15 protein-coding genes and 1 pseudogene are annotated in these 24,374 nt (G+C 73.7%); 6 read left to right on the top strand and 10 right to left on the bottom strand.

Translation table 11 applies throughout. The features are described from left to right. Positions 1–81: 81 nt before the first annotated feature. Positions 82–1,014: a MerR family transcriptional regulator gene (locus tag ACZ51I_RS07280; protein ID WP_468872180.1), complete on the bottom strand. Its 933-nt coding sequence runs from the start codon at positions 1,012–1,014 to the stop codon at positions 82–84. Between the two features lie 145 nt (positions 1,015–1,159). On the opposite strand from ACZ51I_RS07280, the gene ACZ51I_RS07275 reads away from it, so the two are divergent. Further along, positions 1,160–2,659 (top strand): dienelactone hydrolase family protein, encoded by a 1,500-nt coding sequence (locus ACZ51I_RS07275; RefSeq protein ID WP_468872178.1) that lies wholly within the window; start codon positions 1,160–1,162, stop codon positions 2,657–2,659. 211 nt (positions 2,660–2,870) lie between these two features. On the opposite strand, the gene ACZ51I_RS07270 is transcribed toward ACZ51I_RS07275, so the two are convergent. Next, a complete protein-coding gene (locus ACZ51I_RS07270; protein WP_468872176.1) occupies positions 2,871–4,505 on the bottom strand; it encodes an amidohydrolase in 1,635 nt (544 codons plus the stop codon). 95 nt (positions 4,506–4,600) lie between these two features. Here ACZ51I_RS07270 and ACZ51I_RS07265 point away from each other — a divergent pair, with 95 nt between their 5' ends. Together ACZ51I_RS07265 and ACZ51I_RS07260 are read left to right on the top strand one after the other, a co-directional pair. After that, on the top strand, positions 4,601–5,311 hold the full coding sequence (locus tag ACZ51I_RS07265) for a TetR/AcrR family transcriptional regulator (RefSeq protein ID WP_468872173.1): 711 nt from the start codon (positions 4,601–4,603) through the stop codon (positions 5,309–5,311). Positions 5,312–5,689: 378 nt separating this feature from the next. Further along, a pseudogene (locus tag ACZ51I_RS07260) lies at positions 5,690–5,908 on the top strand (DUF4232 domain-containing protein); the annotation flags it as partial. A 195-nt stretch (positions 5,909–6,103) separates the two neighbouring features. Here ACZ51I_RS07260 and ACZ51I_RS07255 read toward each other — a convergent pair. Further along, complete coding sequence (locus ACZ51I_RS07255; RefSeq protein WP_468872172.1) at positions 6,104–7,450, bottom strand: hypothetical protein; 1,347 nt, start codon at positions 7,448–7,450, stop codon at positions 6,104–6,106. A 464-nt stretch (positions 7,451–7,914) separates the two neighbouring features. Here ACZ51I_RS07255 and ACZ51I_RS07250 point away from each other — a divergent pair, with 464 nt between their 5' ends. Both ACZ51I_RS07250 and ACZ51I_RS07245 read left to right on the top strand, forming a co-directional pair. Continuing rightward, on the top strand, positions 7,915–9,333 hold the full coding sequence (locus ACZ51I_RS07250) for a polysaccharide lyase 6 family protein (RefSeq protein ID WP_468872169.1): 1,419 nt from the start codon (positions 7,915–7,917) through the stop codon (positions 9,331–9,333). A gap of 154 nt (positions 9,334–9,487) precedes the next feature. Next, positions 9,488–10,189, top strand: a complete 702-nt coding sequence (locus tag ACZ51I_RS07245) for a hypothetical protein (protein WP_468872167.1) — start codon at positions 9,488–9,490, stop codon at positions 10,187–10,189. A gap of 18 nt (positions 10,190–10,207) precedes the next feature. Here ACZ51I_RS07245 and ACZ51I_RS07240 read toward each other — a convergent pair whose 3' ends face one another. The 4 genes from ACZ51I_RS07240 to ACZ51I_RS07225 form a co-directional block, all read right to left on the bottom strand. Next, on the bottom strand, positions 10,208–11,611 hold the full coding sequence (locus ACZ51I_RS07240; protein WP_468872164.1) for a GH1 family beta-glucosidase: 1,404 nt from the start codon (positions 11,609–11,611) through the stop codon (positions 10,208–10,210). Positions 11,612–11,714: 103 nt separating this feature from the next. Continuing rightward, positions 11,715–12,581, bottom strand: coding sequence for a carbohydrate ABC transporter permease (locus ACZ51I_RS07235; protein ID WP_468872161.1), 867 nt, complete (start codon positions 12,579–12,581; stop codon positions 11,715–11,717). Beyond that, positions 12,578–13,540: a carbohydrate ABC transporter permease gene (locus ACZ51I_RS07230; protein ID WP_468872159.1), complete on the bottom strand. Its 963-nt coding sequence runs from the start codon at positions 13,538–13,540 to the stop codon at positions 12,578–12,580. Before ACZ51I_RS07230 ends, ACZ51I_RS07235 begins: the two co-directional genes overlap by 4 nt. A 198-nt stretch (positions 13,541–13,738) precedes the next feature. After that, the gene (locus tag ACZ51I_RS07225) at positions 13,739–15,043 is read right to left on the bottom strand and encodes an ABC transporter substrate-binding protein (protein WP_468872158.1); all 1,305 of its coding nucleotides are present in this window, start codon (positions 15,041–15,043) and stop codon (positions 13,739–13,741) included. 253 nt (positions 15,044–15,296) lie between these two features. Between ACZ51I_RS07225 and ACZ51I_RS07220 the strand changes: the two genes are divergently transcribed. Continuing rightward, positions 15,297–18,065: a glycosyl hydrolase gene (locus ACZ51I_RS07220; RefSeq protein WP_468872156.1), complete on the top strand. Its 2,769-nt coding sequence runs from the start codon at positions 15,297–15,299 to the stop codon at positions 18,063–18,065. Between the two features lie 63 nt (positions 18,066–18,128). Here ACZ51I_RS07220 and ACZ51I_RS07215 read toward each other — a convergent pair whose 3' ends face one another. The 3 genes from ACZ51I_RS07215 to ACZ51I_RS07205 form a co-directional block, all read right to left on the bottom strand. Further along, positions 18,129–19,154, bottom strand: a complete 1,026-nt coding sequence (locus ACZ51I_RS07215; RefSeq protein ID WP_468872154.1) for a LacI family DNA-binding transcriptional regulator — start codon at positions 19,152–19,154, stop codon at positions 18,129–18,131. A 176-nt stretch (positions 19,155–19,330) separates the two neighbouring features. Further along, positions 19,331–20,035, bottom strand: a complete 705-nt coding sequence (locus ACZ51I_RS07210) for a hypothetical protein (RefSeq protein WP_468872153.1) — start codon at positions 20,033–20,035, stop codon at positions 19,331–19,333. Then, positions 20,032–24,363, bottom strand: a complete 4,332-nt coding sequence (locus ACZ51I_RS07205; protein WP_468872152.1) for a DEAD/DEAH box helicase — start codon at positions 24,361–24,363, stop codon at positions 20,032–20,034. Before ACZ51I_RS07205 ends, ACZ51I_RS07210 begins: the two co-directional genes overlap by 4 nt. Positions 24,364–24,374 lie beyond the last annotated feature (11 nt).

The following is a 24,374-nucleotide window of genomic DNA, read 5'->3' as shown; positions in this document are numbered from 1 at the left end:
CCCGGGCCACCGGCGCGGCGCCCCTGACCAGCGGGGCGGGGCGGCGCACCGCGAACCCGGGCGCCCACCATGGGGCAGGCGTCAGGCGGCCCCGCCGTGGACCTGGACGCGTAGCGCCACCGAGAGGCGATGGTGGAGGAGGCCGAGGGCCGGCTCGTCCGGAGGGAACAGGCCGGCGGCCAGCTTCCAGTACCGGGGGAGCACGGGGCTGTCGTCCAGGGCGAGCAGCCCGACGAGCCGGCGCCGGAACGCCGGTGTGTCCCGCTCCCCGCGCGCCTGGGCGTAGGCGGCGACGAAACAGTCCAGCGCTCCGCCCTCCTGCGGCGCCCGCCCGGCCCGCACCGCGGCCGAGGCAAGCCCGTACGCCTCGGCGAGACCCTCGTAGAGCACGACCGGACGGTACGCGCCGTCCGGCAGCGGCGGCGCGGGCCGGAACTCCGGCCGTTCGAGGCGCGGGTCGGTGACGAGCGCGTGCAGCCGGGCGAACGCGAGCACCTCGTCCGGGCCCGGCGCCTCCGGAGGCCGCGGCACCACCGCGTCGAGCACCATGGAGACCACCCGCCCCGGCAGCCGCGCCGGCAGGGCCCGCCGCCAGAACCGGGCCAGGGCGTCCGTGTCCGGCGGAGCGGGCAGCGCGCCGAGGAGCCGGAGCCGGTCCGCGCGCTCCCCGGCGGCGCACTCCTGGAGCAGCCGCAAGGAGGCCTCCTTCCAGCGCAGCGCCACCAGTTGGGATCCGACGTCCGCCAACCGCCCCGCGACGGCCTCCTCGAGGACCGCGTCGGCTCCGTCACCATCGAGCACCCGCTCGACCTCCGGGACCGGCAGGTCGAGGGCGCGCAGGGACCGGATGAACCGCAGCCGGTCGAGCGCCTCGGCCCCGTACCTGCGATGGCCCCCGGAGCTGCGGGCCGCCTCGGGCAGCAGACCGCGGTCGGAGTAGAACCGTACGGTCTTGACGGTCACACCCGCCCGCGCGGCCAGCTCCCCGATGCTCCACAGACCGTCGGACGACACCAGGGGGCTCCTTCAACGGGATCCGATGATCTTCGGGCCCGTCCATTCTGCCGCGCGGCCCTCGGTCGGCGGGCCTTGAATCTCCCGCAGGGGGAGTTCCTAGCGTGACCGTGAGACATCCCCCAGGAGTGACGAGGAGACGGTCATGACGGCGTTCGTGCTGGTGTCGGACACCTTCACCGGTGGCTGGGTGTGGGAGGAGACCGCCGCCCGGCTGCGGCAGGCGGGGGCGGAGGCGTACCCGGTGACCCTGACCGGGATGGGGGAGAGGCGGGCCGAGGCCGCCCCCGGGACCGGCCTGGAGACGCACATCGAGGACCTGATCCGGATCGTCGACGGGATCACGGCGGACGAGGTGGTCCTCGTGGGCCACGGCTACGGGCTGCACCCGGTGTTCGGCGCCGCCGACCGGCGGGCCGGGCGCGTCGCCCGGATCGTCTCCGTGGACACGGGACCCCCGCGGGGCGGCGAGGCGGCCGTACGCTCCGTACCCGACCCGGAGGTCCGCGAGCTGCTCTCCGGCCGACCCGACGCGGCGGTCCCGCCGCCCGCGCCCGGCGCCTGGGCGCGGTGGGGCAGCGTCGAGGGGATCCCCGCCGACGCCCTCGTACGCCTGGAGCGTGAGGCCGCGCCCCAGCCGGCCCGCACGCTCACCGAGCCGCTCCACCTCACCGGCGCGGCGTCCGCGCTGCCGACCACCGGCGTCCTGTGCGCCGCCAACGGGCAGAGCATCGCCCTGGTCGAGATGGCCGTGGCCTCGGGGCCGCCCCAGTTCCGGGAGCTCACCGAGGACCGGTTCCGCTTCTTCGAACTCGCCACCGGACACTGGCCGATGCTCTCCGCCCCCGGGGAACTGGCCGAGGTGCTGCTCCGCGCCGCCGCCGGCGGAGGCCACCGCGTGACGGCGCCCGAGGGCGCGCACGAGCAGCCGTCGCACCTCCTGCCCTTCCTCCTCGACGTGCCCGAGCGGCCGCGCGACCGCCTCGGACGGGTCGACCTCCACCTCCCGGACGCCGACGGACCCCGGCCGGCGATCGTCTTCGTCCACGGCGGCCCCATCGCCCCCGATCAGCGGCCCACCCCGCGGGACCTGCCGTTCTTCCTGGGATACGGCCGCTACGCGGCGGGCATGGGCGTCGTCGGCGTCACCCTGGACCACCGGCTCCACGGTCTCGGCGACTACGCGCGCGCCGCCCAGGACCTCGCCGAGGCCGTCGAGCAGGTCCGCGCCGACCCGCGCGTCGACGGGGAGCGGATCGCGCTCTGGTTCTTCTCCACGGGCGGGCTCCTCGCCGCGGACTGGCTCGCCGCGCCCCCGCCGTGGCTGCGGTGCGTCGCGGCGAACTATCCGGCCCTGGCGCCGCTGCCCGGCTGGGACATGGTGGAGCCCCGCTTCCGGCCGGCGGCCACCGTGGGCACGGCGGACGGGCCGCCGGTCGTCCTGACCCGCGCCGGTCTGGAGCACCCGGCCATCGCGGCGACCGTCGAGGAGTTCCTGACCGCCGCCGAGAAACGCGGGGCGGACGTCGAGATCGTCGACGCGCCGCACGCCCACCACAGCTTCGAACTGGTCGATCCCACCGACGAGTCCCGGGCGGTCCTGGAGCGTTCCATGCGCGCGGTCCTGGCACGTCTGCGGGACTGACCCCAGGCATCGCGCGTCCCAGCTGCGTGTGCCGGGTCAGACTTGGGCCCCGGCACACGCGGCCGCGGACCCACTGGAAGCGCGCCGCGCGCCGGCGTATCCGGCGGCTGAGACGCGCGAACACACGTCGCGCGCCCCGTGGACACCGCCTTGTACGGACCGCCTCGCCGAAGGGTTCCGGAGCGCGCGGCCCGGCGCCCGTGGTGCCCGGTCAGAGCGCGTGCACCAGCCGGCCGCCGACGTACGTGCGCTCCACCCGGGCCTCGGCGATCTCCTCCGGTGGGCCGGTGAGGATGTCGCGGTCCAGGACGACCAGGTCGGCGAGGTGGCCGGCGCGCAGGCTGCCGGTCTCGCCGAGGCCGTTCACGTGCGCGCTGCCCGCCGTGTAGGCGGCGAGCGCCGTGGTGAGGTCGAGGCGCTGCTCGGCGTAGAAGACCCGCTCGTCCGTGGCCTCCGGCTCGCGGCGGTTCACGGCGACGTGGACGCCCGCGATCGGGTCCGGGCTGCTGACCGGCCAGTCGCTGCCGGCGGCGAGGGTGGCCCCGGCGCGTACGAGATCGCAGAACGGGTACTGCCAGGCGGCGCGTTCGGGACCCAGGAACGGGATGGTCAGCTCGTCCATCTGCGGCTCGTGCGCGGCCCACAGCGGCTGGATGTTGGCGACGGCGCCGAGCACCGCGAACCGGGCCAGGTCGTCGGGGTGCACGACCTGGAGGTGGGCGAGGTGGTGGCGGTTGCCCCGGCGTCCGTTCGCGGCGATCGCGGCCTCCACCGCGTCCAGGGCCTCACGGACGGCCCGGTCGCCCAGGGCGTGGAAGTGGACCTGGAAGCCGAGGGCGTCCAGCTCCGTCACGTACCCGCGCAGCGCAAGGGGGTCGACGAAGCTCAGCCCGCTGTTGGCGGTGGCACAACCGCAGCCGTCCAGGTACGGGGTGGTCATGGCGGCGGTGAAGTTCTCCGCGATGCCGTCCTGCATGATCTTCACCGAGCCCGCGCGGAACCGGCCGGAGCTCAACTGCTCGCGCCGGGCGACCAGTTCGGGGATCTGCTCGGCGCCCCGCTCCCGGTCCCACCAGAGCGCCCCGGTCACCCGCGCGGTCAGCGAACCGTCACCGGCGGCCGTCAGATAGGCGTCCGAGGGGTCGGCCATGCCGCCGAAGGAACCGAGCAGCGCGTCCTGCCAGGCCGTGATGCCGAGCGAGTGCAGCAGCGTCTGGGCGCGCAGCAGACCGGCGAGACGGTCCTCGGGCGTGGACGCCGGCAGCAGCCGGGCGACGAGCCCGACCGCCCCCTCCTGGAGCATGCCGCTCGGAGAGCCGTCCGCCTCCCGCTCGATCCGCCCGTCGGCGGGGTCCGGAGTCCCGGCGGTGAGGCCCGCGAGTTCCAGCGCCCGGGTGTTGGCCCAGGCGCCGTGGTGGTCCCGGTTCGCCAGCAGGACCGGACGGTCGGGGACGACGGAGTCGAGCAGCTGCCGGGTGGGCAGCCCGCCCTCGAAGCTCTCCATCGACCAGCCCCCGCCGGTGATCCAGACGTACTCCGGACGGGCCTCCGCGTACTCCCTGATCCGCTCCAGGTAGTCGGCGACGCCGACCGTACCGGTGAGATCGCACTCGGCCAGCTCCCTGCCACCGGCGACGGCGTGGATGTGCGCGTCCTGGAACCCGGGGAGCAGCAGCTTCCCCGTCAGGTCGACCACCTCCGTGCCGGGCCCGATGAGTTCCCGCACCTCGTCGTGGCCGACGGCCGCGATCCGCTCGCCGACGACGGCGAGCGAACTCGCCCGGGTGCGGGCCGGGTCCGCCGTGAAGACGGGACCGCCGGTGAAGACCAGATCGGCCGTGGGCATGGGGCGCTCCAGAACAGGTGATGTCGGTTGTCGGTGGTCGCCATGCAAGCGGGTGAGCCGTTTACAGGTCAATGGCGTTGACATAAGGTCCGGCCATGTCCGAACGCGTGGTCCCCGAAGGCAGGCGGCAGCGCCGCCGCCCCACCAAACAGGGCGCCGTCCTCTCGGAGCGGCTCATCGTCGAGACCGCGCTGCGCCTGATCGCCCAGCACGGCGCGGAGGCGCTCTCCGTACGGAGGCTGGGCGCCGCGCTCGGCGCCGACCCCACAGCGCTCTACCGCTACTTCCGGAACACCGACGCGCTGCTCCTCGCCATCGCCGACGAACTGATCGGCCGCGCGCAGGAAGGCTGGACGGCCACCGGAGACTGGCAGGCGGACCTCCGCGACCTCGGGCTGCGCATCCACGGCTGCTACCAGGCACACCCCCGGGCGGCGGCCCTCTCCGCCCACCGCACCACCGGGCGGCCGCACGAGACCCGGGCCGTCGAGCGGATCCTCGGCGTCCTGCGCTCGGCCGGCTTCCCGGACGGCCTGGCCGTCCGGATCTACCACGCCTTCGTCGACCAGGCCCTCGCCTTCGCGGCCCAGGACGCCGCCGCGCTCGCCCTGCCGCCGGCCGCCCAGGCGAAGGAGGCGGAGGTCTGGCACGCGGTCTACGGCCGACTGCCGCCGGAGACCCACCCGAACATCGCGGCGACTTTCCCCCTGCTCGCCGCCGACATGCGCGGCAGCGGCTACCCGTTCGCCCTGGAACTGCTGCTCGCGGCGGTGGCGGCGCTGCGGCCGGGGGCGGGGGACGGCTGAGCGCCTCCGGCGTGCCGTGACAGGGCTGTTACCGGGGGAGTGGCTTCCGCCATGGCCGAGGCGGCCCCGGCCTGATCGACTCATGACCATGCGCCGCACCCGTCTCACACCTCCCGCCGCCCTGCTCGGCCTCCTGCTCGTCACGGCCTGCGGAACCGAGCACCAGGGAGCCGCCGCAGGGGGCGGCGCCACCCCGGCGGCGGGGGCAGGACCGTGCGGCGCGGCGTCACCGCGGACGGCCTCCCGCGCGACAGCGCCGGGAACGCGCGCGTGAAGGTCGTGAAGGTACGGAGCGTCCCGGCCGCCGAGGCGCCCTCCCCGGGCGGTGTCCGCCCGCCCGCGGGCGTGCGCGTGTACGCCGACGAGGGCGACGCCGCCATGGGCCTGCGCGTCGTCGGCCTCCACCTGGAGAACTGCGGCACCGGCACGTACCGGCTCCAGGGCTACCCCCGCGTCGAGCTCCGGGACGAGGGCCACGACCGCGTCGAGGGCGTCGCGGTCCTCCAGGGCGGCGACGCCATCGCCGGAGGCACCGGAGCCGAAGGCCCCGCCCGGCAGCCGGCGCTGAAGCCCGGCGAGCGCGCGCAGGCAGGCCTCGTCTGGCGCAGCACCGTCGAGGGCGGCGCCCCGGTGAACGCTCCCTACGCGCGTGTGGGCGAAGCCCGGCGCCGCTCCCGTCACGGTGACCCCCGAGCTCGACCTCGGCACGACGGGCAGGCTCGGCGTCGGTCCCTGGAAGAAGGAGGCGCGGAGCTGACCCTCCCCGCCCCCTTCCCGCACCTCCCGCGCCCGTCAGGAATACGTGAACACCCCGACCATGCGGGTGTCCGGGTTGCTGCTCATCCCGACGATCGCGCCACCGTCGGCGCGGTTCACGCGCGCGTGCGCGCCCGCGTAGCCGTCGTCCGTGAGGAAGAAGCCCAGCGCGGCGATCCAGTCGTCCACGGTCCCGCTCACCGGGTCGTACACGGGCTCGGGGTGCGGCACGACCCGCTCCTGCGCCACGTAGCCGCCGCGCTCGACCGCGAGGTCCAGTGCCTTCTCCCACTCCGCGCCGGTGCACTCCCAGCCGACGAACGTGTCCAGGCCGCCGTACCCCGCCCCGGGCTTGAGGATGAGCCGCTCCCGCCGCTCCCGGCAGAGCTCGACCAGCTCGGCCGGCTCGCCGGCACCGGAGGCGCGCAGAGCCCGGCTCCAGGGCAGGACCCGGTCGACCAGGGCCCGCTCGGCGGCGTCGAAGACGGAGCCCCAGCGCGGGTCGGAGAGGAGGGCGAGGGCGCCCTTGTGGGAGTAGAGCCCGCTCTCCAGCGACGTGAACAGCACCGTCCTGCCCGCCTCGTGGGCGCGGAAGAACGGTTCCGCCGCCTCCGGGCCGTCCGGATCGTCGAGCAGCTGGCTCGCCGCGAAGTTCCGCAGCACCAGGTCGAGCGGAGTGCCGTCCAGCGTGAGTTTTCCGTCGGCACGCGCGCGTACGTCACCGATCTCGCCGATTCTCAGGTCCAGGCCCTGCTCGGCCATCGCCTCCCGCGTGGCCCGCATCAGCCGTCCGTACGGGCCGACACCGCCACGCCCCTCGATCAGCCCGATCACCGGTTCCGAGGAGCCGGACAGCGCGGGTCGGGCCCGGTCGCGCAGGACGGCGGCCATCCGTGCGGCGATGTCCACGTGGCCGAGGCCCTGCTCGCGCGCGAAGCCGGCGAACTCGGGGACCCGCAGCAGCGCCCGGTTGAGGACGCCCATGTCGAGACCGCCGATCTCGCTGCCGAGGTTGAACTCCAGGAGCTTGAACCCGGTGCCGTCGTGGTACGCGTCGGCACGGCCCAGCTTGGCGGGCACGCCCGAACCGGCCCGGCGGAGCAGCGCCACCAGCGCCGGTTCGAGCCCGATCTCCGCCGCGTACCGCTCGACGTCCCCGCCGAAGAGGCGCTCCGGAAGCGACAGGAGGAGGCCGAACAGCCCCTCCAGGTCCCGCGCGAACGCGTCCGTCTCCGAGGCCCGGACGAACCACGGCCGGGGCAGCAGGTACGAGCGCCAGGCCTCCTCGAAGGCCGGAGGGAGCTGCGCCCGCGCGACGGCCGTCGCGAGCCCGCCGTCCCCGCGCAGGCACTCGTCCACGTACATCCGGCTCAGTTCGGTCATCGGTATCGCTCGCTTCCCTCGAAGAGATCGGGTACGGGAGTGATCGGACACGTGCTCCGAAAGGGCGAGCAGATTACCCCAGTGCCCGACCACTCCTCCCGTCACCGCGCGACGGTCCGTCAACCCACCCGGACACCCGTGTCGGTGTGACCGGCCCTCCGGCGTTAGCGGAACGTGAGCGAGACGTGAGCGGCGCCGGGCAGGGTGGTGCGGGTCGGCAGGCCAGGGCGGGGTGACCATCCGTCCGGCACACCCGCCGACGCGTTCCGGAGAACCGACCGGAACGAGCGGGACCGAGGCGGCACCGGGGGCCGCATCCGAAACAGCCCTGACCGGCCCGGACCCGGGGCGGGCCGTGGGGGCCCGCCCCGGGCCCCGACCGGTCAGGGCCGCCTCGGCGCCCCGCGACGGGGCCTCCTGGTCACCAGGCACAGAACCACGACCCCCTTCCTCCAGGAGGCATCATGCGACGACGTACCTTCCTCACCGGCTCGCTGCTCGGCGCGGCGGCCGCCGCCGTCCCGCTCGACACCCTGCTCGCCGCCGGCGCCTCGGCGGCCGAGCCGGCGCCGGTCACCTCCCTGAGCGCGCTGCAGAGCGCCATCGACCGCGCGGTCCCCGGCGACCGGATCGTCGTCGCCGACGGCACGTACACCGTCCCCTCGGGCGGCGCCATCGACGTCTCGGGCCGCAGCGGCATCACCATCGTCTCGCAGACCCGGGGCGGCGCCGTCCTGCGCGGCGAGCGCAGCTTCGTCCTCGACGGTGCGAACGCCGTGACCATCAGCGGCTTCTCGCTCCGGCAGACCCGCACCCTGGAGATCCCGGCCGACAGCACGGGCATCCGGCTGACCCGCAACGACATCCAGTTCGCGGACGTGGACGGTCTCGACTGGGTCCTCGTCGAGGGCGACGACGCCAAGATCGACCGCAACCGCTTCCACGACCGGACCACCCAGGGCATCTTCGTCGTCGTCGACGGTCCCGGCACGACCGCCGTGGCCCAGCGCCTCCAGATCTTCAAGAACCACTTCTCCAACCACCGCTACACCGGCGCCAACGGCGGCGAGTCGATCCGCCTCGGCGTCAGCAGTAGGGCACTGTCCGAGGCGGCCGCGATCGTCGAGTACAACCTGTTCGAGCACTGCGACGGCGACCCCGAGGCCATCTCGGTCAAGTCCTCCGGCAACACGATCCGGTACAACACGATCCGCGACAGCCAGGGCGGCATCGTGCTGCGCCACGGCAACGGCTCCACCGTCGAGGGCAACTGGCTCCTCGGCGGCAAGGAGGGCATCCGCCTCTACGGCAACGACCACCTCGTCGTGAACAACCACCTCGCCGGTCTCACCGGCCGGGCCCTGGTGATCGGCAGCGGCACCACGCGCGACCACCACACGGGCGAGACCACCGAGGAGCGGCGCGGCAACGACGCCTGCGACCGCGCGGTGATCGTGCACAACACCCTCCGCGCCAACAAGAGTTCCCTCTCGGGCGAGACCCGCACCTATGAGCCGCGTGACGTGGTCGTCGCCGACAACCTCCTGGTCGGAGACAGCGGAAGCCTCGTCGCGATGGGGGCGACCACCGGCTTCACCTGGCAGAGCAACATCCTCTGGGGCGCGGCCTCCAACGGCACCATTCCCAGCGGTGGTTACACCCGTGTCGATCCCCGCCTGGTGCAGTCCTCCGACGGCGTCTTCCGTCTCGCGGCGGACAGCCCCGCGATCGGCGCCGCGACGCTCGCCACCATCCCGGTCCCCGAGGACATCGACGGGCACGCCCGCGGCAGCGCGCGTGACATCGGCGCCGACGAGTACTCGACCCTGGCCCCGGTCCGCCGCCCCCTCACCTCCACGGACGTGGGCCCGAACGCCTCCTGACCAGCACGTACCGGACCCGGCCCGCACCCGGACCGCAAAGCGCCCGGCAAGGGCCGCGCAGCCGCGGATCACCCGGTCGCGGACCGGGTCCCGGAGTTCCCCGTATGATCGGCGAGATCTTGATCAACTACGCGACATCCCGGGGGACGTGCACGTGACCAGGTTGAGGACAGTCGTCGCCGCGGTCGTTCTGGCATCTGCGGTGGCGGGCTGCGGTTCCGGAGAACCGGCGGACGGCAAGCGGGCGGCGGAGCAGCCGGCCTCGGCCGGGGACTCCGGGCAGCCGAAGACGGAGAAGCTCGCGCCCGACCCGGGCACCCGCTACACCACCGTCGTCGTGCCCGCTATGGAAGGCCTCGTCTGCGACGAGGGCGACGGCGGCTTCCACTTCGGCAGCGATCTCGACATGAGGGTCACCGGCGACGACGGCCTGAAGGAGATCGAGGACGACAGCCAGGACATCGCCGACGAGGTGTCCTGCTTCGGCAGCCCCCGCACCGTCCTCCGCAAGGGCACCATGTCCGCCTCGGCCCCCACCTTCACCGCCAGGACCAACCTGTACGAGAACGTGCCGGACCCCGCCGCCTCCCTGAACCGCCTCTTCGACGCGTCCATGGACCTGGCGAAGGACTACGGCCGCAATCTCACGGGCGCCCCGGAGACCGTCACCAGCAGCACCCTCGTCGTGAAGTGCCGGCAGAACGTCACCGACACCTTCCCCATGACGACCTGCCTCTGGGCGAACTACGGAGCGGCAGGAGTCGTGGACTTCTTCCCGTTCGGCGACCAGTACGTCCCGGTCGCTTCGGCCGCCGCGCTCACCCAGAACTTCGTCGCCGGCGCCCTGCGGAAGTAGCTCCCCGGCCGGGCGGTCTCAGGACTCCCCGAGACCGCCCCGGGCGATGACCTCCGCGTACCAGCGGGCGCTGTCCTTCGGGGTCCGGCGCTGCGTCGCGAAGTCCACATGGACGATGCCGAACCGCTTGCTGTAGCCGTACGCCCACTCGAAGTTGTCGAGCAGCGACCACAGGAAGTACCCGCGCACGTCGGCGCCGTCCGCGAGCGCCCGGTGCACCGCCGCCAGGTGCGCGTGCAGGTACGCCACCCGCTCCGGGTCCTTCACGTTCCCCGAGGGGTCGGCGTAGTCGTCGTACGCCGCGCCGTTCTCGGTGATCACCAGCGGCACGCCCGGCAGTTCGTCCCGCAGCCGGACCAGGAGCTCGTGCAGCCCGTCCGCGTCCACCGGCCAGTCCATGGCGGTGCGCGGCCCGGGCGCCGGCTCGAACCGCACATGCCGCTCGGCGCCCGCCCACGGCGACGGCGACTCGGAGGAACCGGCCGCGACGACGGACGGGGTGTAGTAGTTGATGCCGAGGGAGTCGATCGGCGCGGCCGTCGTCGCCAGATCGCCGTCCTCGACGAACGACCAGTCCGTGACGGACGCCGTGTCGAGGACCAGATCCTCGGGAAGCCGGCCGTGGAACACCGGGTCGAGGAAGATCCGGTTGCCGACGGCATCGATCCGGCGGGCCGCGTCCAGATCCGCCGGAGCCTGCGAACGAGCCCGTACGGCATGGAGATTGAGGGTCAGGGACACCTCCGCCGAACCGGGCAGGGCACCGCGCAGCGCCCGTGCCGCGAGGCCGTGCGCGAGGTTGAGGTGGTGCGCGGCGCGCAGCGCGGCGAGGTCGCTCGTCCGGCCCGGGGCGTGCACACCGTTGCCGTACCCGAGGAAGGCCGCGCACCAGGGCTCGTTGAGCGTCGTCCAGGTGGCGACACGGTCACCGAGAGCGTCCGCCATGATCGCCGCGTAGTCGGCGAACCGGTACGCCGTCTCCCGGTGCGGCCAGCCGCCCGCGTCCTCCAGTTCCTGGGGCAGGTCCCAGTGGTAGAGCGTCGCCACCGGCCGGATCCCGGCCTCCCGGAGCGTGTCGGCGAGCCGCCGGTAGAAGTCCAGGCCCTTGCGGACGGCCGGGCCGCGCCCGGTGGGCTGCACGCGCGGCCAGGCGATCGAGAAGCGGTAGTCGGTCACGCCGAGCCGCCGCATGAGGGCGACGTCCTCGTCGACCCGGTGGTAGTGGTCGGCGGCGATGTCACCGGTGTCGCCGTTGCGCACCTTGCCGGGCGTACGGCTGAAGGTGTCCCAGATGGAAGGGGTGCGGCCGTCCTCGGCGGCGGCCCCCTCGATCTGGTACGCGGCCGTGGCGGTACCCCAGCGGAAGCCCTCGGGGAAGCGGAGAGCGGTCGTGACGTCGGTGTGGGCGTCGAGCGCGGTCATGGGATGGGAACTCCCTGGAGTGAGAGGTCTGGGGGAGAGGAGGGAAAAGAGGGACGGGCATCAGCCCGTGGCCGGCGGAATCCGGGCAACCCTGGCGCGGGCGTCAGCCCTTGACGGCGCCCTGCATGATCCCGCCGACGATCTGCCGGCCGAGAAGCCCGAAGACGAGCAGCACCGGCAGGGTGCCGAGGAGGGTGCCCGCCATGATCACGGACTGGTCGTGGACGTAGCCGCCGCCGAGCTGACGCAGCGCGACCTGGACGGTGGGCTCGGAGGAGGACAGGGCGACGATGGGCCAGAAGAAGTCGTTCCACGCGGCCATGAAGGTCAGCAGACCGAGCACGGCCATCCCGGGCCGGGCGATCGGCACCACGATCGACCAGAAGATCCGGGCGGTGGACGCGCCGTCGACCCGGGCCGCCTCGATCAGCTCGTCCGGCAGCGACTGCACCAGGTACTGGCGCATGAAGAACACCCCGAACGCCGACACCAGGCCGGGCAGGATCACCGACTGCAGCTGGTTCACCCAGCCGAGCCGGGCGATCAGCATGAACAGGGGGATCACCCCCAGCTGCGGCGGGATCATCATGGTGCCCACGGTCACCGCGAGCAGCGCGCCCCGGCCCCGGAAGCGGAGCTTCGCGAAGGCGAAACCGGCGAGCGTGCAGCACAGGACCGTGCCGAGGGTGATCGAACCGGAGACGAGGAGCGAGTTCAGCAGCGCCTTGCCGATGTCGGCCTCTTCGAGGACGGCCTCGAAGTTGCGCATCAGGTGCGGGCCCGGCAGCAGGGCCGGCGGGACCTTCGCCAGGTCGGCGTTGGAGCGGCTCGCGGCGACGATCGTCCAGTAGAACGGGAAGGCGGAGAACAGCACGGCGACGACGAGGACCGCGTAGGCGAGCGGCCCGGCGTGCAGGGTGCGCCCCGCCCGTGCGGGACCGCGCGGTGCCGGGCGGACGGGCGCGGTCATCGGTCGGCCTCCTTGCGGGAACGGCGGCGCGCGATCAGGGCGTTGAGCCCGACGAGCACCACGATGAGCAGGAACATCACCCAGGCGATGGCCGCCGCCCGGCCCAGGTGGAAGAAGCCCCAGCCCTGCTCGTACATGTAGAGGCCGAGCGTCTGGTACTGGTGCGAGATGCCGCCCGAGATCGAGCCTTCGAGCAGCAGCGGCTCGCCGAACAGCTGGGTCGCGCCGATCGTGGAGACGATCACGGTGAAGAGGATCGTGGGCCGCAGCCCCGGCAGCGTGACATGGAAGAACTGGCGCCACCGCGAGGCCCCGTCCATGGCGGCCGCCTCGTACAGCTCGTCGGGGATGGACTGCATGCCGGCCAGGTAGATCAGCGCGTTGTAGCCGGTCCAGCGCCAGATGACGACCGTGGACACCGCGATCTGCGAGGCGACCGTGCCGTTCTGCCAGTCGACGGGTTCGACGCCGATCAGACCGAGCGCGTAGTTGATCAGCCCGAAGTCCCGGCCGAAGAGCTGGGCGAAGACGAGGGTGGCGGCGGCGACCGAGGTCGCGTACGGCAGGAGGACCGCCGTCCGCAGGAAGGTGCGGCCGCGCATCCGGTAGTTCAGCAGATGCGCGAGCCCGAGGGCGATCACCAGCTGCGGCACGGTGGAGAGGACGCCGATGGTGAAGGTGTTGCGCAGCGCGAGCCAGAAGTAGTCGTCACCGAGGAGCGCGGTGTAGTTGCCGAGGCCGCGCCACTCCATCGAGCCGGGCGTCTGGAGCTCCACCCGGTACAGCGAGACGAAGGCCGTGTAGAGCAGCGGGAAGAGGCCGAAGGCGGCGAACAGGGTGAAGAACGGGGCGAGGTAGGCGTACGGCGAGACCGTCCGCCAGGCCCGCCGCGCGGCCCCCGGCCGGGCCGGCGGGACGGCGCGCGGCGGAGCCGGTGCCAGGGGTGCGGTGAGGGTCACGGTGCGGCCCTTCGGTGAGTGTGCGGGGGTGGAGGAGCACAGCCGGGCGGTGCTGACGCCGGCGGTGGGTCGGGGGACCAGGGAGCCGGGGCCGAGCGCCCGGCGCGGGGGCCACCGCCGGCCGCCCGGCGGGGACCGTCGTCGTCACCCTGCCGGGGAACCGGGGCCGACGCTCCGACGCGGGCTCGGCGGCGTGCGTCAGCCGATCGTGTTCTCGACGCCCTTCTTGGCGTTCGACCAGGCCTTCTCGGGTGCGGTGCCCTTGCGTTCGACCTCGCTCAGCGCGTTGGTGATCTGCTGGGCGATGTTCTGGTCGTGCACGCCGAGGACCTGGACGGGCGCCGCCTTCGCCGCGTCGCCGAAGATCCTCCCGATCGGCGCGTCGGAGAAGTAGGGGTCCTTCGCGTCGGCGACCTTCTCGATCGCGCCGGTCGCGGAGGGGAAGTTGCCCTGCTTCTCGAAGAGCCGGGTCTGCTGCGCGGGCGCGGTGAGCCACTTGATCAGCTCGTACGCCTCCTTCTTGTGCTGCGCGGCCCTGGGCACGGCCAGGTAGGAGCCGCCCCAGTTCCCGGCGCCCCCGGGGAGCGCGGCGACGTCCCACTTGCCCTTGCCGGCCTCTCCGGCCTGGCCCTTGATGTAGCCGAGCATCCAGGCGGGGCAGGGGATCGTGGCGAAGGAACCGGCGGCGAAGGCCTGGTTCCACTGAGGGGACCACTGGTCGAGCTTGGCGCTCAGGCCGCCCTGCGCGGCCTGAACCGCGTGGTCCCAGGCGGTGCGCAGGGCGGGATTGTCCTCCCAGATCAGCTTCCCGGAGGCGTCGTAGTACCGCTCCTTCTCCTGCCCGATCATGATCGAGTACAGGCTGCCGACGCTGTCGATCCACGCGCTCCTGGCCGGGGCCTTCGCCTTGTACTGCTTCCCGAGCTCCAGGTAGCCGTCCCAGGTGGCCCACTTCTTCGCCAGTTCCTCGCGGTCGGTCGGCAGTCCGGCCTGCTTGAACAGGTCCGCGCGGTAGCACAGGGCCTCGGGGCCGACGTCCGTGCCGAGTCCGAGGACCTCGCCGCCCTTGCCGGTGGCAGCGGCCCACTTGGCCGGGGCGAACTGGTCCTGGAGCGCCTCCGCCCCGTACTTCCTCAGGTCCTCGAACCGTTCGGCCTGCTGCTGGGTGACGGATGCGATCCGGCCGACCTCGATGCCCTGCACGTCCGCGAGGCCGCCGCCGCCGGCGAGCCGGGTCTGGAGGGACTTCCAGTAGTCGGCCTCGTCCTCGGTGTCCGTCTGCTTGATCGTGACGCCGGGGTGGAGCTTCTCGTACTCCGCGTAGAGCCCGGCCTCCTTGTACCCGAAGGAGCCGAACAGGTCCACGGTGATCGTGACCTCGCCCCCGGCGCCGTCCCCGGACGCGCCGTCCGTCGAACCTCCGCAGGCGGCGAGCAGTGCCCCGGTGAGAGCGACCGCCCCCAGGCGGACGGCGGTTCTCCTGGCGGCTCGGGCGATGGGCATGGGAAGCCTCCTTGGCTCCGGAACGAGCGAGAGCGTCTGAGAGCGCTCTCAAGCCTGCGGAGGGAGCGTGCCCGTGGAGAGGGTCGTCCGTCAAGGCTCGAAGGCGTATCGGACGGGACGAGCCCTCAACGCCCTTCTGTGTTCAATCCATTGACACAGTCGTTTCGCAGGTTTTACGTTGCCGACGATTTGAGAGCGCTCTCACCCCCTTCCCGCACACCCCCATCCGCGCGACGACACGAGGTGCTCCTCCATGCCAGCCCCCCGCATCAGACAGGCCACAGCGCTGGTTCTGGTCTCCGCCCTCGCCGCCCTGGGACTCGGCTCCGCCGCCGGTCCTGCGGCGGCGGCCACCGTCCCGGTGGGCGCCGGGAGTTACTCCGACACCCGCCCCGCCGGCACGTCCGGGCCCACCACCAACACCGGCACACCGGTCGCCCCCAAGGTCACCCCCGCCGCCCAGGGCAAGCCGGTCCCCACCAACGACTGGTGGTCCTCCCTCGCCTTCCAGCGGTACGGAGACAACCCGTACTCCACCCCCATGTACGGCCACCCGCTCACGTACCAGGCCGTCGCCGGCGGCCTGGAGATCGGTTACCCCACCAGCCCGGCGATCGTCGGCGACGGACGCCAGTACGAGTTCGCCCACAAGCGCGACCTCACCCTCGGCCTCACCGGCCTCAACTCGCCCGACACCAGAGCCGACGCCTGGTCCGACTGGACCGTCACCCCCTCCTGGTCCGACGGGACCCGAACCCTGCGCACCACCATCGGCCACGGCATGCCGTTCGTGTACGCCAAGGGGTCCGGCGGCAGCGCCCAGATCACCACCGCCGCCACCCCCACCGTCTTCGCGGACCAGGGCAACGTCCTCGGCATCACCGTCGCGGGCCACCACTACGCCCTGTTCGCGCCCAGCGGCACCGACTGGACGGTCTCCGGCTCGACCGTCACGGCGGGCCTCGGCGGCAAGGACTACTTCTCCGTCGCCGTACTGCCCTCCACCGACGCCCTCGCCACGTACCGGAAGTACGCGTACAGCTTCGTCACCGGATCCACCGTGAACTGGAGCTACGACGCGGGAACCGTCCGCGCCACGTACACCCTGACCACCGAGGCGAAGGAGGGCACCGAACGCGGCACCCTGCAGGCGCTCTACCGCCACCAGTGGCTGCACACCGCCGACCCGCTCACCCCCTACACGTACGTCTCGCCCCGCGGCACCATGAAGGTCCGTGAGTCGGCCTCCTTCACGACCTCCCAGCGGGCCGCCGCCACCCTGCCGGGGCTCCCGGGCGCCGGCGTGGACCCGGCCCGGCTGCGCGGCTACCTGAACGAGGTCGCGAACTCCGCCGACCCGTTCTCCGGTGCCACCGACACGTACTGGACCGGCAAGGCCCTCGGCAAGCTCGCCCAGCTGGTCCCGCTCGCCGACCAGATCGGGGAGGGCGCGATCCGCGACAGACTCCTCGGGCTGATCAAGGGCCGTCTCCAGGACTGGCTCACGGCCGGCGGCGCCAACGAGTTCTCGTACGACCAGGCATGGAAGACGCTCACCGGCTATCCGGCCTCCTACGGCAGCGACACCGAACTCAACGACCACCACTTCCACTACGGCTACTACGTGTACGCGGCCGCGATCGTCGCCCAGTACGACCCGGCCTGGGCCGCCGACTCGGCCTGGGGCGCCATGGTCAAGACCCTGGTCAGGGACACCGCCAACCCCAGCCGAACCGACAGCGCCTTCCCCTTCCTGCGCGGCTTCGACGTCTACGCCGGACACAGCTGGGCCAGCGGCCACCAGGGCTTCGCCGCCGGCAACAACCAGGAGTCCTCCTCGGAGTCGACCAACCTCAGCGCCGCCCTCGTCCTCTGGGGCTCGGCCACCGGCGACACCCAGCTCCGTGACCTCGGCACCTACCTGCTGACGACCGAGGGCGAGGCCGTCGCCCAGTACTGGTTCGACGCCGACCAGCAGGTCTTCCCCGCCGCCTTCCAGCACGACACCGCCGGCATGGTGTGGGGCAGCGGCGCCGCGTACTCCACCTGGTGGACCGCGAACCCGGAGGAGATCCACGGCATCAACGTCCTCCCCGTGACCGGAGGTTCGCTCCAGCTCGGCGGACACCAGGACGCCGTCCGGCGCAACATCGCCGAGATGGAACGCGAGAACGGCGGTCCCGCCGTCGAATGGCGCGACATCCTCTGGGAGTTCCAGTCCCTCGCCGATCCCGGCGCCGCCAAGGCCAAGTGGGACGCGGGCAGCGCCGGATACACCCCGGAGGCGGGGGAGTCGAGGGCCCACACCTACCACTGGCTCACGGCGCTCGACACGCTCGGCGCGCCCGACGCGACGGTCACCGGGTCGATCCCCACCTCCGCCGTCTTCACCAAGGGCACCACCCGCACGTACGTGGCCCACAACCACGGAACGACCGCGCGCACGGTCACCTTCTCCGACGGCAAGTCCCTCACTGTCCCCGCCCGTTCCACCGCGACCGGTACCGGCGCGGGAGGCCCCGGCCCCGACCCGCAGCCCTCCACGGGCGACACCTTCCAGCTCCGCACCGGCGGCGCCCTCACCACGGCCACCGGAGCCACGGCCGGCAGCGACACCATCCTCTCGGCACAGGGCGCCAACCACGACGGCACCCCGAACCGGCCCCTCGTCTACGAGGCCAGGAACGTCAACGGCACCCTCAAGAGCGGAGGTTCGACCGCCTTCCGGCTCCAGGTCGACGCCGGCACCGTGGTCGGTCTCGGCCAGCAGGCCCGTGTCAGCTACGACCTCACCGGCGACGGCACCTTCGACCGGACGGAGACGTACCAGTACTTCGCGACCGACCCGGTCACCGGCTGGGAGGAGTACGGCCAGTCCCGCGGCCTGAAGACCGCCACCGGCACGCTCGGAGACCTGCGCGGCGGTACGGTCCGGCTCGAGGTCTGGAGCGCGATCGGTAACGGCGACTCCAGGCTCCAGACGGGCACGGACCGGTCCGTTCTCGTCATCCCGTACGGCTGACCTCCCTGTGAGAAGGCGGCGGACCCGGACACGTCGTCCGGGTCCGCCGTCTCGCGTACGCCGTCAGGCGGAGGCGCGGCGGACCAGCGAGGTCGGGGTGATCACGGAGGCCGGGATCTCGGGGCCGGCGCCGTCGAGCAGTCGCATGAGCAGCTTCACCATCAGCCGGCCCATCCCCTCGATGTCCTGGTGCACGGTGGTCAGGGCCGGGACGGTGCTGTCGACCACCGACGCCATGTCGTCGAATCCGACCACGGCCACCTCCTCCGGCACCCGCACCCCGCGCTCCCGCAGGGTCCGCAACGCCCCCGACGCCATCAGGTCGTTCGCGACGAACACGCCGTCCACGTCCGGCCGCCGGCCGAGGAGCTCAGCCATCGCCCGGGCCCCGCTCTCCTCCGTGAAATCGCCCCGGCACAGCAGCGCGGGGTCGGCGTCGAGGAGGACGTCCCGATAGCCGTGGATCCGGTCGATCGCGGACGTCTGGTCGGTGGGACCGGAGATGTGCGCGATGTTCCGCCGCCCGAGACCCACCAGATGCCGCACCGCCTCCCGGGCCCCACCGCGGTTGTCGCAGTCGACGAAGGGCACGGCCGGATCGGTCCCGGGCGCGGGCCGTCCGCCGAAGACCACCGGGATCCTGGCCCGCTCGATCACGGACGGCAGGGCGTCGTCGCTGTGCAGCGAGAAGGCCAGCGCCCCGTCGACGTGTCCGCCGCCGAGATAGCGCGCTATCCGCTCGTGGTCCCCGGGACCCTCCACCCAGAGCAGCACCAACTGGGAGTCGTGGGCGGTCAGTTCCCGGCTGATCCCCCGCACCTGCTGCTCGAAGAACGGGTCCGAGAAGATCCGGAACTCGGGCTCCGCGATGATCACGGCCACGGCGCCGTTGCGCCGTGTGACCAGGGTCCGGGCCGCCTGGTTCGGCACGTAACCGAGCTCCTCGACCGCCCTGTGCACCTTCTCCACCAGGGGAGCGCGCACGCCCGCGCCCCCGTTGACGACCCGGGAGACCGTGGCGCGGGAGACACCGGCGCGTGCCGCGACGGCTTCCAGCGTGGGGCGGGGCCCCGTGCTCTGCTCGGGCAAGGCGTGCGCTCCTCGGCTGCGTCGGCGGGACGGGGCGTGCGGGTCCGGCAAGGGGTGTGCGGTCCCGCGCGGACCAGGATATCCGTAGCCCCGTACGGGCTTGAGAGCGCTCCCAGGAGGAGGGGTGAACGAAGCTCGGCATGGGCGACGACACGGCGGCCCTGCACCTCCGGCGTTCACCGCCCGGTCGTCCCCCGGAGTGCCGCCCTCGCGGACCGGTAGGCGGCGGCGGGGTCCGGGTGCGGCGGGCCGGCGGGTTGCCAGATGTCGAAGCGCTCGGCGTACGGGTGCCAGAGCCCGTCGGGGCCGTACCGCAGCTGGACACGCGCGGGAGTGTCGGTGAGGTGGTTGTGGTGGCGCTCCACGGGGGCGGTCGGGGCGGGACGGAGTGGCTGCACGGCGTGCTCGGCGGCGGCGAGGACGTCCGGGTCGGCCGGCTGCGGCGCGAGACAGGTGGTGACCCCGGCCGGGCCGCCGAACCGGTGGGCGGCGGCCAGCCGGCGCATCTCCGGAACGGACAGGCCGAGATGGGCGGCGCCGGCCGCCAGATGCGCCTCCCCCGTCTCGGCCACGAAACGCGCGATGTCGACGGTGATGCCGGCCGGCGTGCGGTCGGAACGGCCGGGCTCGGGCGCGGCGGCCTCGGGGACAGCGGCCTCCGAGACGGCCGTGCCCGGGACAGCGGTCTCCGAGACGGCCGTGCCCGGGACAGCGGTCCCCGGGGCGGCGGTCTCCGCGGCTGACAGGAGGGCGGCCGCGCGCCGCGCCGCGTCGGCGGTCAGCGCGCGCAGGGCCTCGAGGGAAGGCAGCGGAGCCGGTGGCTGCTCGGTGAGGCCGTCCAGTACGCCGGTGAGCACGAGGGCGTGGGGAGCGGGGGTCACGAGGGGTCTCCCAGGCTGACGAGGTCAGCGAGTTCGCGGTCCGAGAGCCGGGCCAGGCCGCCGTCACCCGAGGCGAGCACCGAGTCCTGGAGGGTTCGCTTGTGCGTGAGCAGCTGGTCGATCCGGTCCTCGATCGTGCCCCGGGTGATCAGCCGGTGGACGGTGACGGTCCGCCGCTGCCCGATCCGGTGCGCCCGGTCGGAGGCCTGGTCCTCGACCGCCGCGTTCCAGCTGCGGTCGAAGTGCACGACGTGACTCGCCCGGGTCAGGTTGAGGCCGGTGCCACCCGCCTTGACGGACAGGACGAACAAGGGGGAGTGGCCGGCCTGGAAGGCGTCGACGAGCTCCTGCCGCTGCCGGGTGTCCAGACCGCCGTGGAGGAACAGCGGGCGATGCCCGAGGTGGGCGAGGTGCTCCACCAGAAGCCGGCCCATCGTCACGTAACCGGTGAACACGAGGGCCGCCTCGCCCCGCCCGGTGATCGTCTCGACCAGCTCCGTGAGGGCCGCGAGCTTGGCCGACCGGGCCGCGAACTCCCGTACGCGGGTCCTGCCGGGGTGCTCCTCGCCCCAGTAGTGGGCCGGGTGGTTGGTGATCTGCTTCAGGGCGGTGATCAGCTTGAACACGAGGCCGGACCGCGCGAGGGCGGGGGAGTCCCCGAGCTGTTCCATCGTCTCGCGGACCAGCGCCTCGTACAGCGCGACCTGTTCGGGCGTGAGCTCGACGATCCGCCGGGTCTCGACCTTCGCGGGAAGCTCGGGTGCGACCAGCGGGTCGGTCTTGCGGCGGCGCAGCAGGAACGGCGCGACGAGCCGGGCGAGGGCCTGCGCGGCGGGACCGTCCGGTTCGCGTTCGGCGACGGCCGCGTACCGGGAGCGGAAGGCCTTGAGCGTGCCGAAGAGTCCGGGGTTGACCCAGTCGAGAAGGGTCCACAGCTCGGAGAGGTTGTTCTCCACGGGAGTCCCCGACAGGGCGAGCCGGGCCGTGGAGGTGAGCGCGCGCAGACACCGGGCGGTCGAGGAGGCGTGGTTCTTGGCGTGCTGCGCCTCGTCGGCGACGACGAGGTCCCAGGTGGCGGAGGCCAGTCCGGCGTCGCGGCGCAGGACGCCGTAGGTGGTGAGGACGACGCTGTGGCCGGCGGCGGGGGCCAGGCTCCGCCGGGTGCCGTGGTAGACGGACACGTCGAGGTGCGGGGCGAACCGGCGGATCTCCCGCTCCCAGTTGGTCACGAGCGACGACGGGCACACCACGAGGACCGGGCCGTGGTGGCCGGCCTCGTGCCGGTGCAGGATGTAGGCGATCGCGGTGAGGGTCTTGCCGAGTCCCATGTCGTCGGCGAGGACCGCCCCGAAGCCGATCTCCCCGGTGTGGGCGAGCCAGGCCAGCGCCCGCTCCTGGTACGCGCGCAGCCGGGCGTCGAGCCGGGCGGGCGCCGGCACCGGGGCGGCGTGCTCCCCTTTCCGGAGGACGGCGACGACCTCGGCGAGGCCTCCACCGGCCCGGCACTCCACCGTCAGGCCGCCGACCCGGACGGTGCCGGTGAGCGCGGCGGTGAGTGCCTCGATGCCGGGGAGACGGCCCAGATCCCGGCGGCGCACCCGAGCGGTCGTCCCGGGATCGAGCAGCACCCACCGCCCCCGCACCCGTACCAGCGGGCGGGCGGCCTCGGCCAGTTCGTCCATCTCGGCCTCACTCAGCGCGTCCCCGGCGAGCGCGAGCTGCCACCGGAAGTCGAGCAGCGCCTGAAGACTGAACCGGGGCGCGCCGCCGGCCGCCCCCGCCCCGCTCCCGCCACGCGAGGCGGCCTCTGCCCCCGCCTCCCCGACGACGGTGTGCGCGGAGAGCCGCTCGCGCAGCCGGGAGGGCCAGCGCACCACCAGGCCTTCGGCGGCCAGGGCGGGTTCGGCTTCGAGCAGCCGGGTGATCTCCTCCGCGTCGAGGACCCACCGGTCGGGCGAGGCGAGCAGCCCGGACAGGGCCGCGCAGTCGCGCGCCAGGCGCTCAAGGCGCCGCCGGGACCGTTCGCGCAGCCGGTACGGCTCCACGCCGGGCACGGCGGACCGGCCGGCCCACAGGTCGTCGGCGGGGAGCTCGCGGTCCGGCCGCCCGGGGTCGGCGGACAGCAGCAGACGGCCGGTCAGCCGCCCGGCGGCGGCCTCCTCCTCGGAGGGGTCGGCGATCTCGACGACGAGACCGGGCGGCGGACCGTCGTACAGCCGGTCCTCGACGGCGTCGAACCAGGGGCGTACGAGCTCGGCCTCCGCGGCCGGCAGGGGCCGCCCGGACGGCCCCAGGAACGGTCCTGTGCCGAAGAGCGCCGCCGCCGGGGTCCGCAGCACCAGGTCGGCCAGGGCATCGAGGAACTCCGGAAGGGCGTCCCCCGCCGTCACGTACCGGTCCGCGCCGGCCACGGCGGGGGCGTGCGCGGACAGCCGACGCGCGAGCTCCTCCGCCGCACGGGCGGTGGCGTCCGGCAGCGGCCCGATCCGCCACCGGTCCACGCCGTCCACGGTGAGCGCGGGGTGGACGCGCCCCGCCGCGACGGCCTGGAGCCCCAGCCGGGCCGCGCGCTCCCACTGGTCCGCCGTCGGATGCCACCCCGAGCCCCCTTCCCGCCGCAGCAGTACGGGCACGGCGTGCGCCAGGGGAGCCCGCCACCCGACCACCGGGACGGGCGCGGGCCCCGAGGGTCCCCGGAGCGCGCCGCGCCACACCGACAACGGCGCCGGGAGCCCGGGGTCGGGCATCGGACGGCCGTCGGCGCGGTGCACCAGGAACCCGTCCGTCGCGCCGTCGCCGTGTTCGGAGGGAAGGAAGGTGACGGCACATCCGGCCACGAGCGCTTCCCGGAGGGCCTCGGCGGCCGAGATCCCCGACGCGCGCGGGGGCGCGGGGGCGGGACGCGGGTCTGGCGCGGGTACGCGGGAAGGCCCTGGCCCGGACAGGGGTACGCGACCGGGTCCGAGTCCGTCCCCGCCGTCCGGCCGGGGTCGCGGCACGGGCCGTGTCGCCGGTTCCTGGGGTCCGTGAGCCGGGCGGCCCACTTCCGGCTCCTCGGCGTCGAGGGCGACCAGACGCTTCATCAGCGCCGCGGCGGCCACGCCCCGGGCGTCCACCTTCGTCTTTCCCCTCCCTTCGGCGCGGACGGTGGCCCCGGTGCGGACGAGGACGCAGCTGTAGGAGCAGGAGACGGTTTTCGGCGCGTTGGCGAAGGACGACTCCGGCTTGGAGATCACCTCCAACTGGGTGTACTTGTTCAGGTACTTCACGGGGTCCTGGCCCGGGGGAACCGGCTGGATCCGGGCCGTCTGCCGGGTGCCGCCGCCGTCCGCTTCCGGCTCCTCCTCGGGTTCGGGGAGCTCGGCGAGCCGGGCCAGGAGCGCGACCGCGCCGAGGTGTACGGCCTGACGGCGTTCCCGTGCCGTGCGCTCGGGGCCCTCGACGGTGCCGTCCTCGCCCGCCTGCCAGCTCCAGCGGGAGGTGTAGCCCCCGGCGGACGGGACGACGGCGTGCAGGGCCTCGGCGTCCAGTGCCTCCGCCCGCCAGCGCAGGAGCGTCGCCGCCGCCGACTGCAGGCGGGCCGCGTGGTCGAGGGCGAGCAGGCGCAGCTCGCGCCACTCCGGGCCCCGGGCGCCGAACAGGAGCAGCAGCACGTCGCGGTGGCGCAGCCGCGCCGATCGGGCCCTGCGCGCGACCTCGGCGGCGAGCTCCTCGCCAGGGCCGCCGGAGGCCTCCGCTCTGGCGTGCAGGAGGGTTTCGAAGGCTTCCGTGCCCATCCCCGGCAGCCTCAGCCGGGAGGGCGGGGCCTCCCCGCCCGGCACCTCGCCGCCGTCGGTCCCTGCCAGGCGCTGGAGCAGCGCCAGGGCAGCCGACCGGCGGGCCCGGGGCAGGGTGCGACCGCTGTGCGCGGGGCCCGTCACCGCCTCGTCGGCGGGACCGATCCGTACCGCGGCCGTGTGCCGCACGCGCCCGTCCGGCAGATGCTCGGCGGTCTCGTCGTACGCCAGAGGCGGCCAGACCTCGATCTGGACGTGCGCGGTGAGGACGTCCTGCGCCCGCTCCGGGGTGTTCCCGAGAGAGGCGACGGCCAGGCGGCGGGCCGTCCGCCACACCGGGTCGTCGTCGGTGACGAGCAACAGCAGGCGCAGGTCGCGCGGGGTCAGCCGTCCGGCCCGCGCCAGGGCCTCCGCCTCGGCCACGATCCCGGGGTCCGCCCGGCCCGCGGTGACGGACCGGCGGGCCCGCTCGTGCCACGCCGACCGCCCGCCGGTCGGCTCGGGACCCGTGGACTGCCGGACACTGTCGACCAGCTGAGAACGACCAGCCAAGAGGAGCTCTC

Source organism: Streptomyces sp. NPDC034084 (genome assembly GCF_055575535.1).
Note: the sequence above shows the minus strand (reverse complement) of the source record. Positions and strands in the feature narration are given on the sequence as shown.

Bases quoted from the DNA above. Each gene is read 5' to 3' on its own strand.
- ACZ51I_RS07275 (WP_468872178.1), top strand. From the start codon at position 1,160: ATGACGGCGTTCGTGCTGGTGTCGGACACCTTCACCGGTGGCTGGGTG.
- ACZ51I_RS07240 (WP_468872164.1), bottom strand. From the start codon at position 11,611: ATGACCGCGCTCGACGCCCACACCGACGTCACGACCGCTCTCCGCTTC.
- ACZ51I_RS07220 (WP_468872156.1), top strand. From the start codon at position 15,297: ATGCCAGCCCCCCGCATCAGACAGGCCACAGCGCTGGTTCTGGTCTCC.
- ACZ51I_RS07225 (WP_468872158.1), bottom strand. From the start codon at position 15,043: ATGCCCATCGCCCGAGCCGCCAGGAGAACCGCCGTCCGCCTGGGGGCG.
- ACZ51I_RS07235 (WP_468872161.1), bottom strand. From the start codon at position 12,581: ATGACCGCGCCCGTCCGCCCGGCACCGCGCGGTCCCGCACGGGCGGGG.
- ACZ51I_RS07265 (WP_468872173.1), top strand. From the start codon at position 4,601: ATGTCCGAACGCGTGGTCCCCGAAGGCAGGCGGCAGCGCCGCCGCCCC.
- ACZ51I_RS07250 (WP_468872169.1), top strand. From the start codon at position 7,915: ATGCGACGACGTACCTTCCTCACCGGCTCGCTGCTCGGCGCGGCGGCC.
- ACZ51I_RS07270 (WP_468872176.1), bottom strand. From the start codon at position 4,505: ATGCCCACGGCCGATCTGGTCTTCACCGGCGGTCCCGTCTTCACGGCG.
- ACZ51I_RS07255 (WP_468872172.1), bottom strand. From the start codon at position 7,450: ATGACCGAACTGAGCCGGATGTACGTGGACGAGTGCCTGCGCGGGGAC.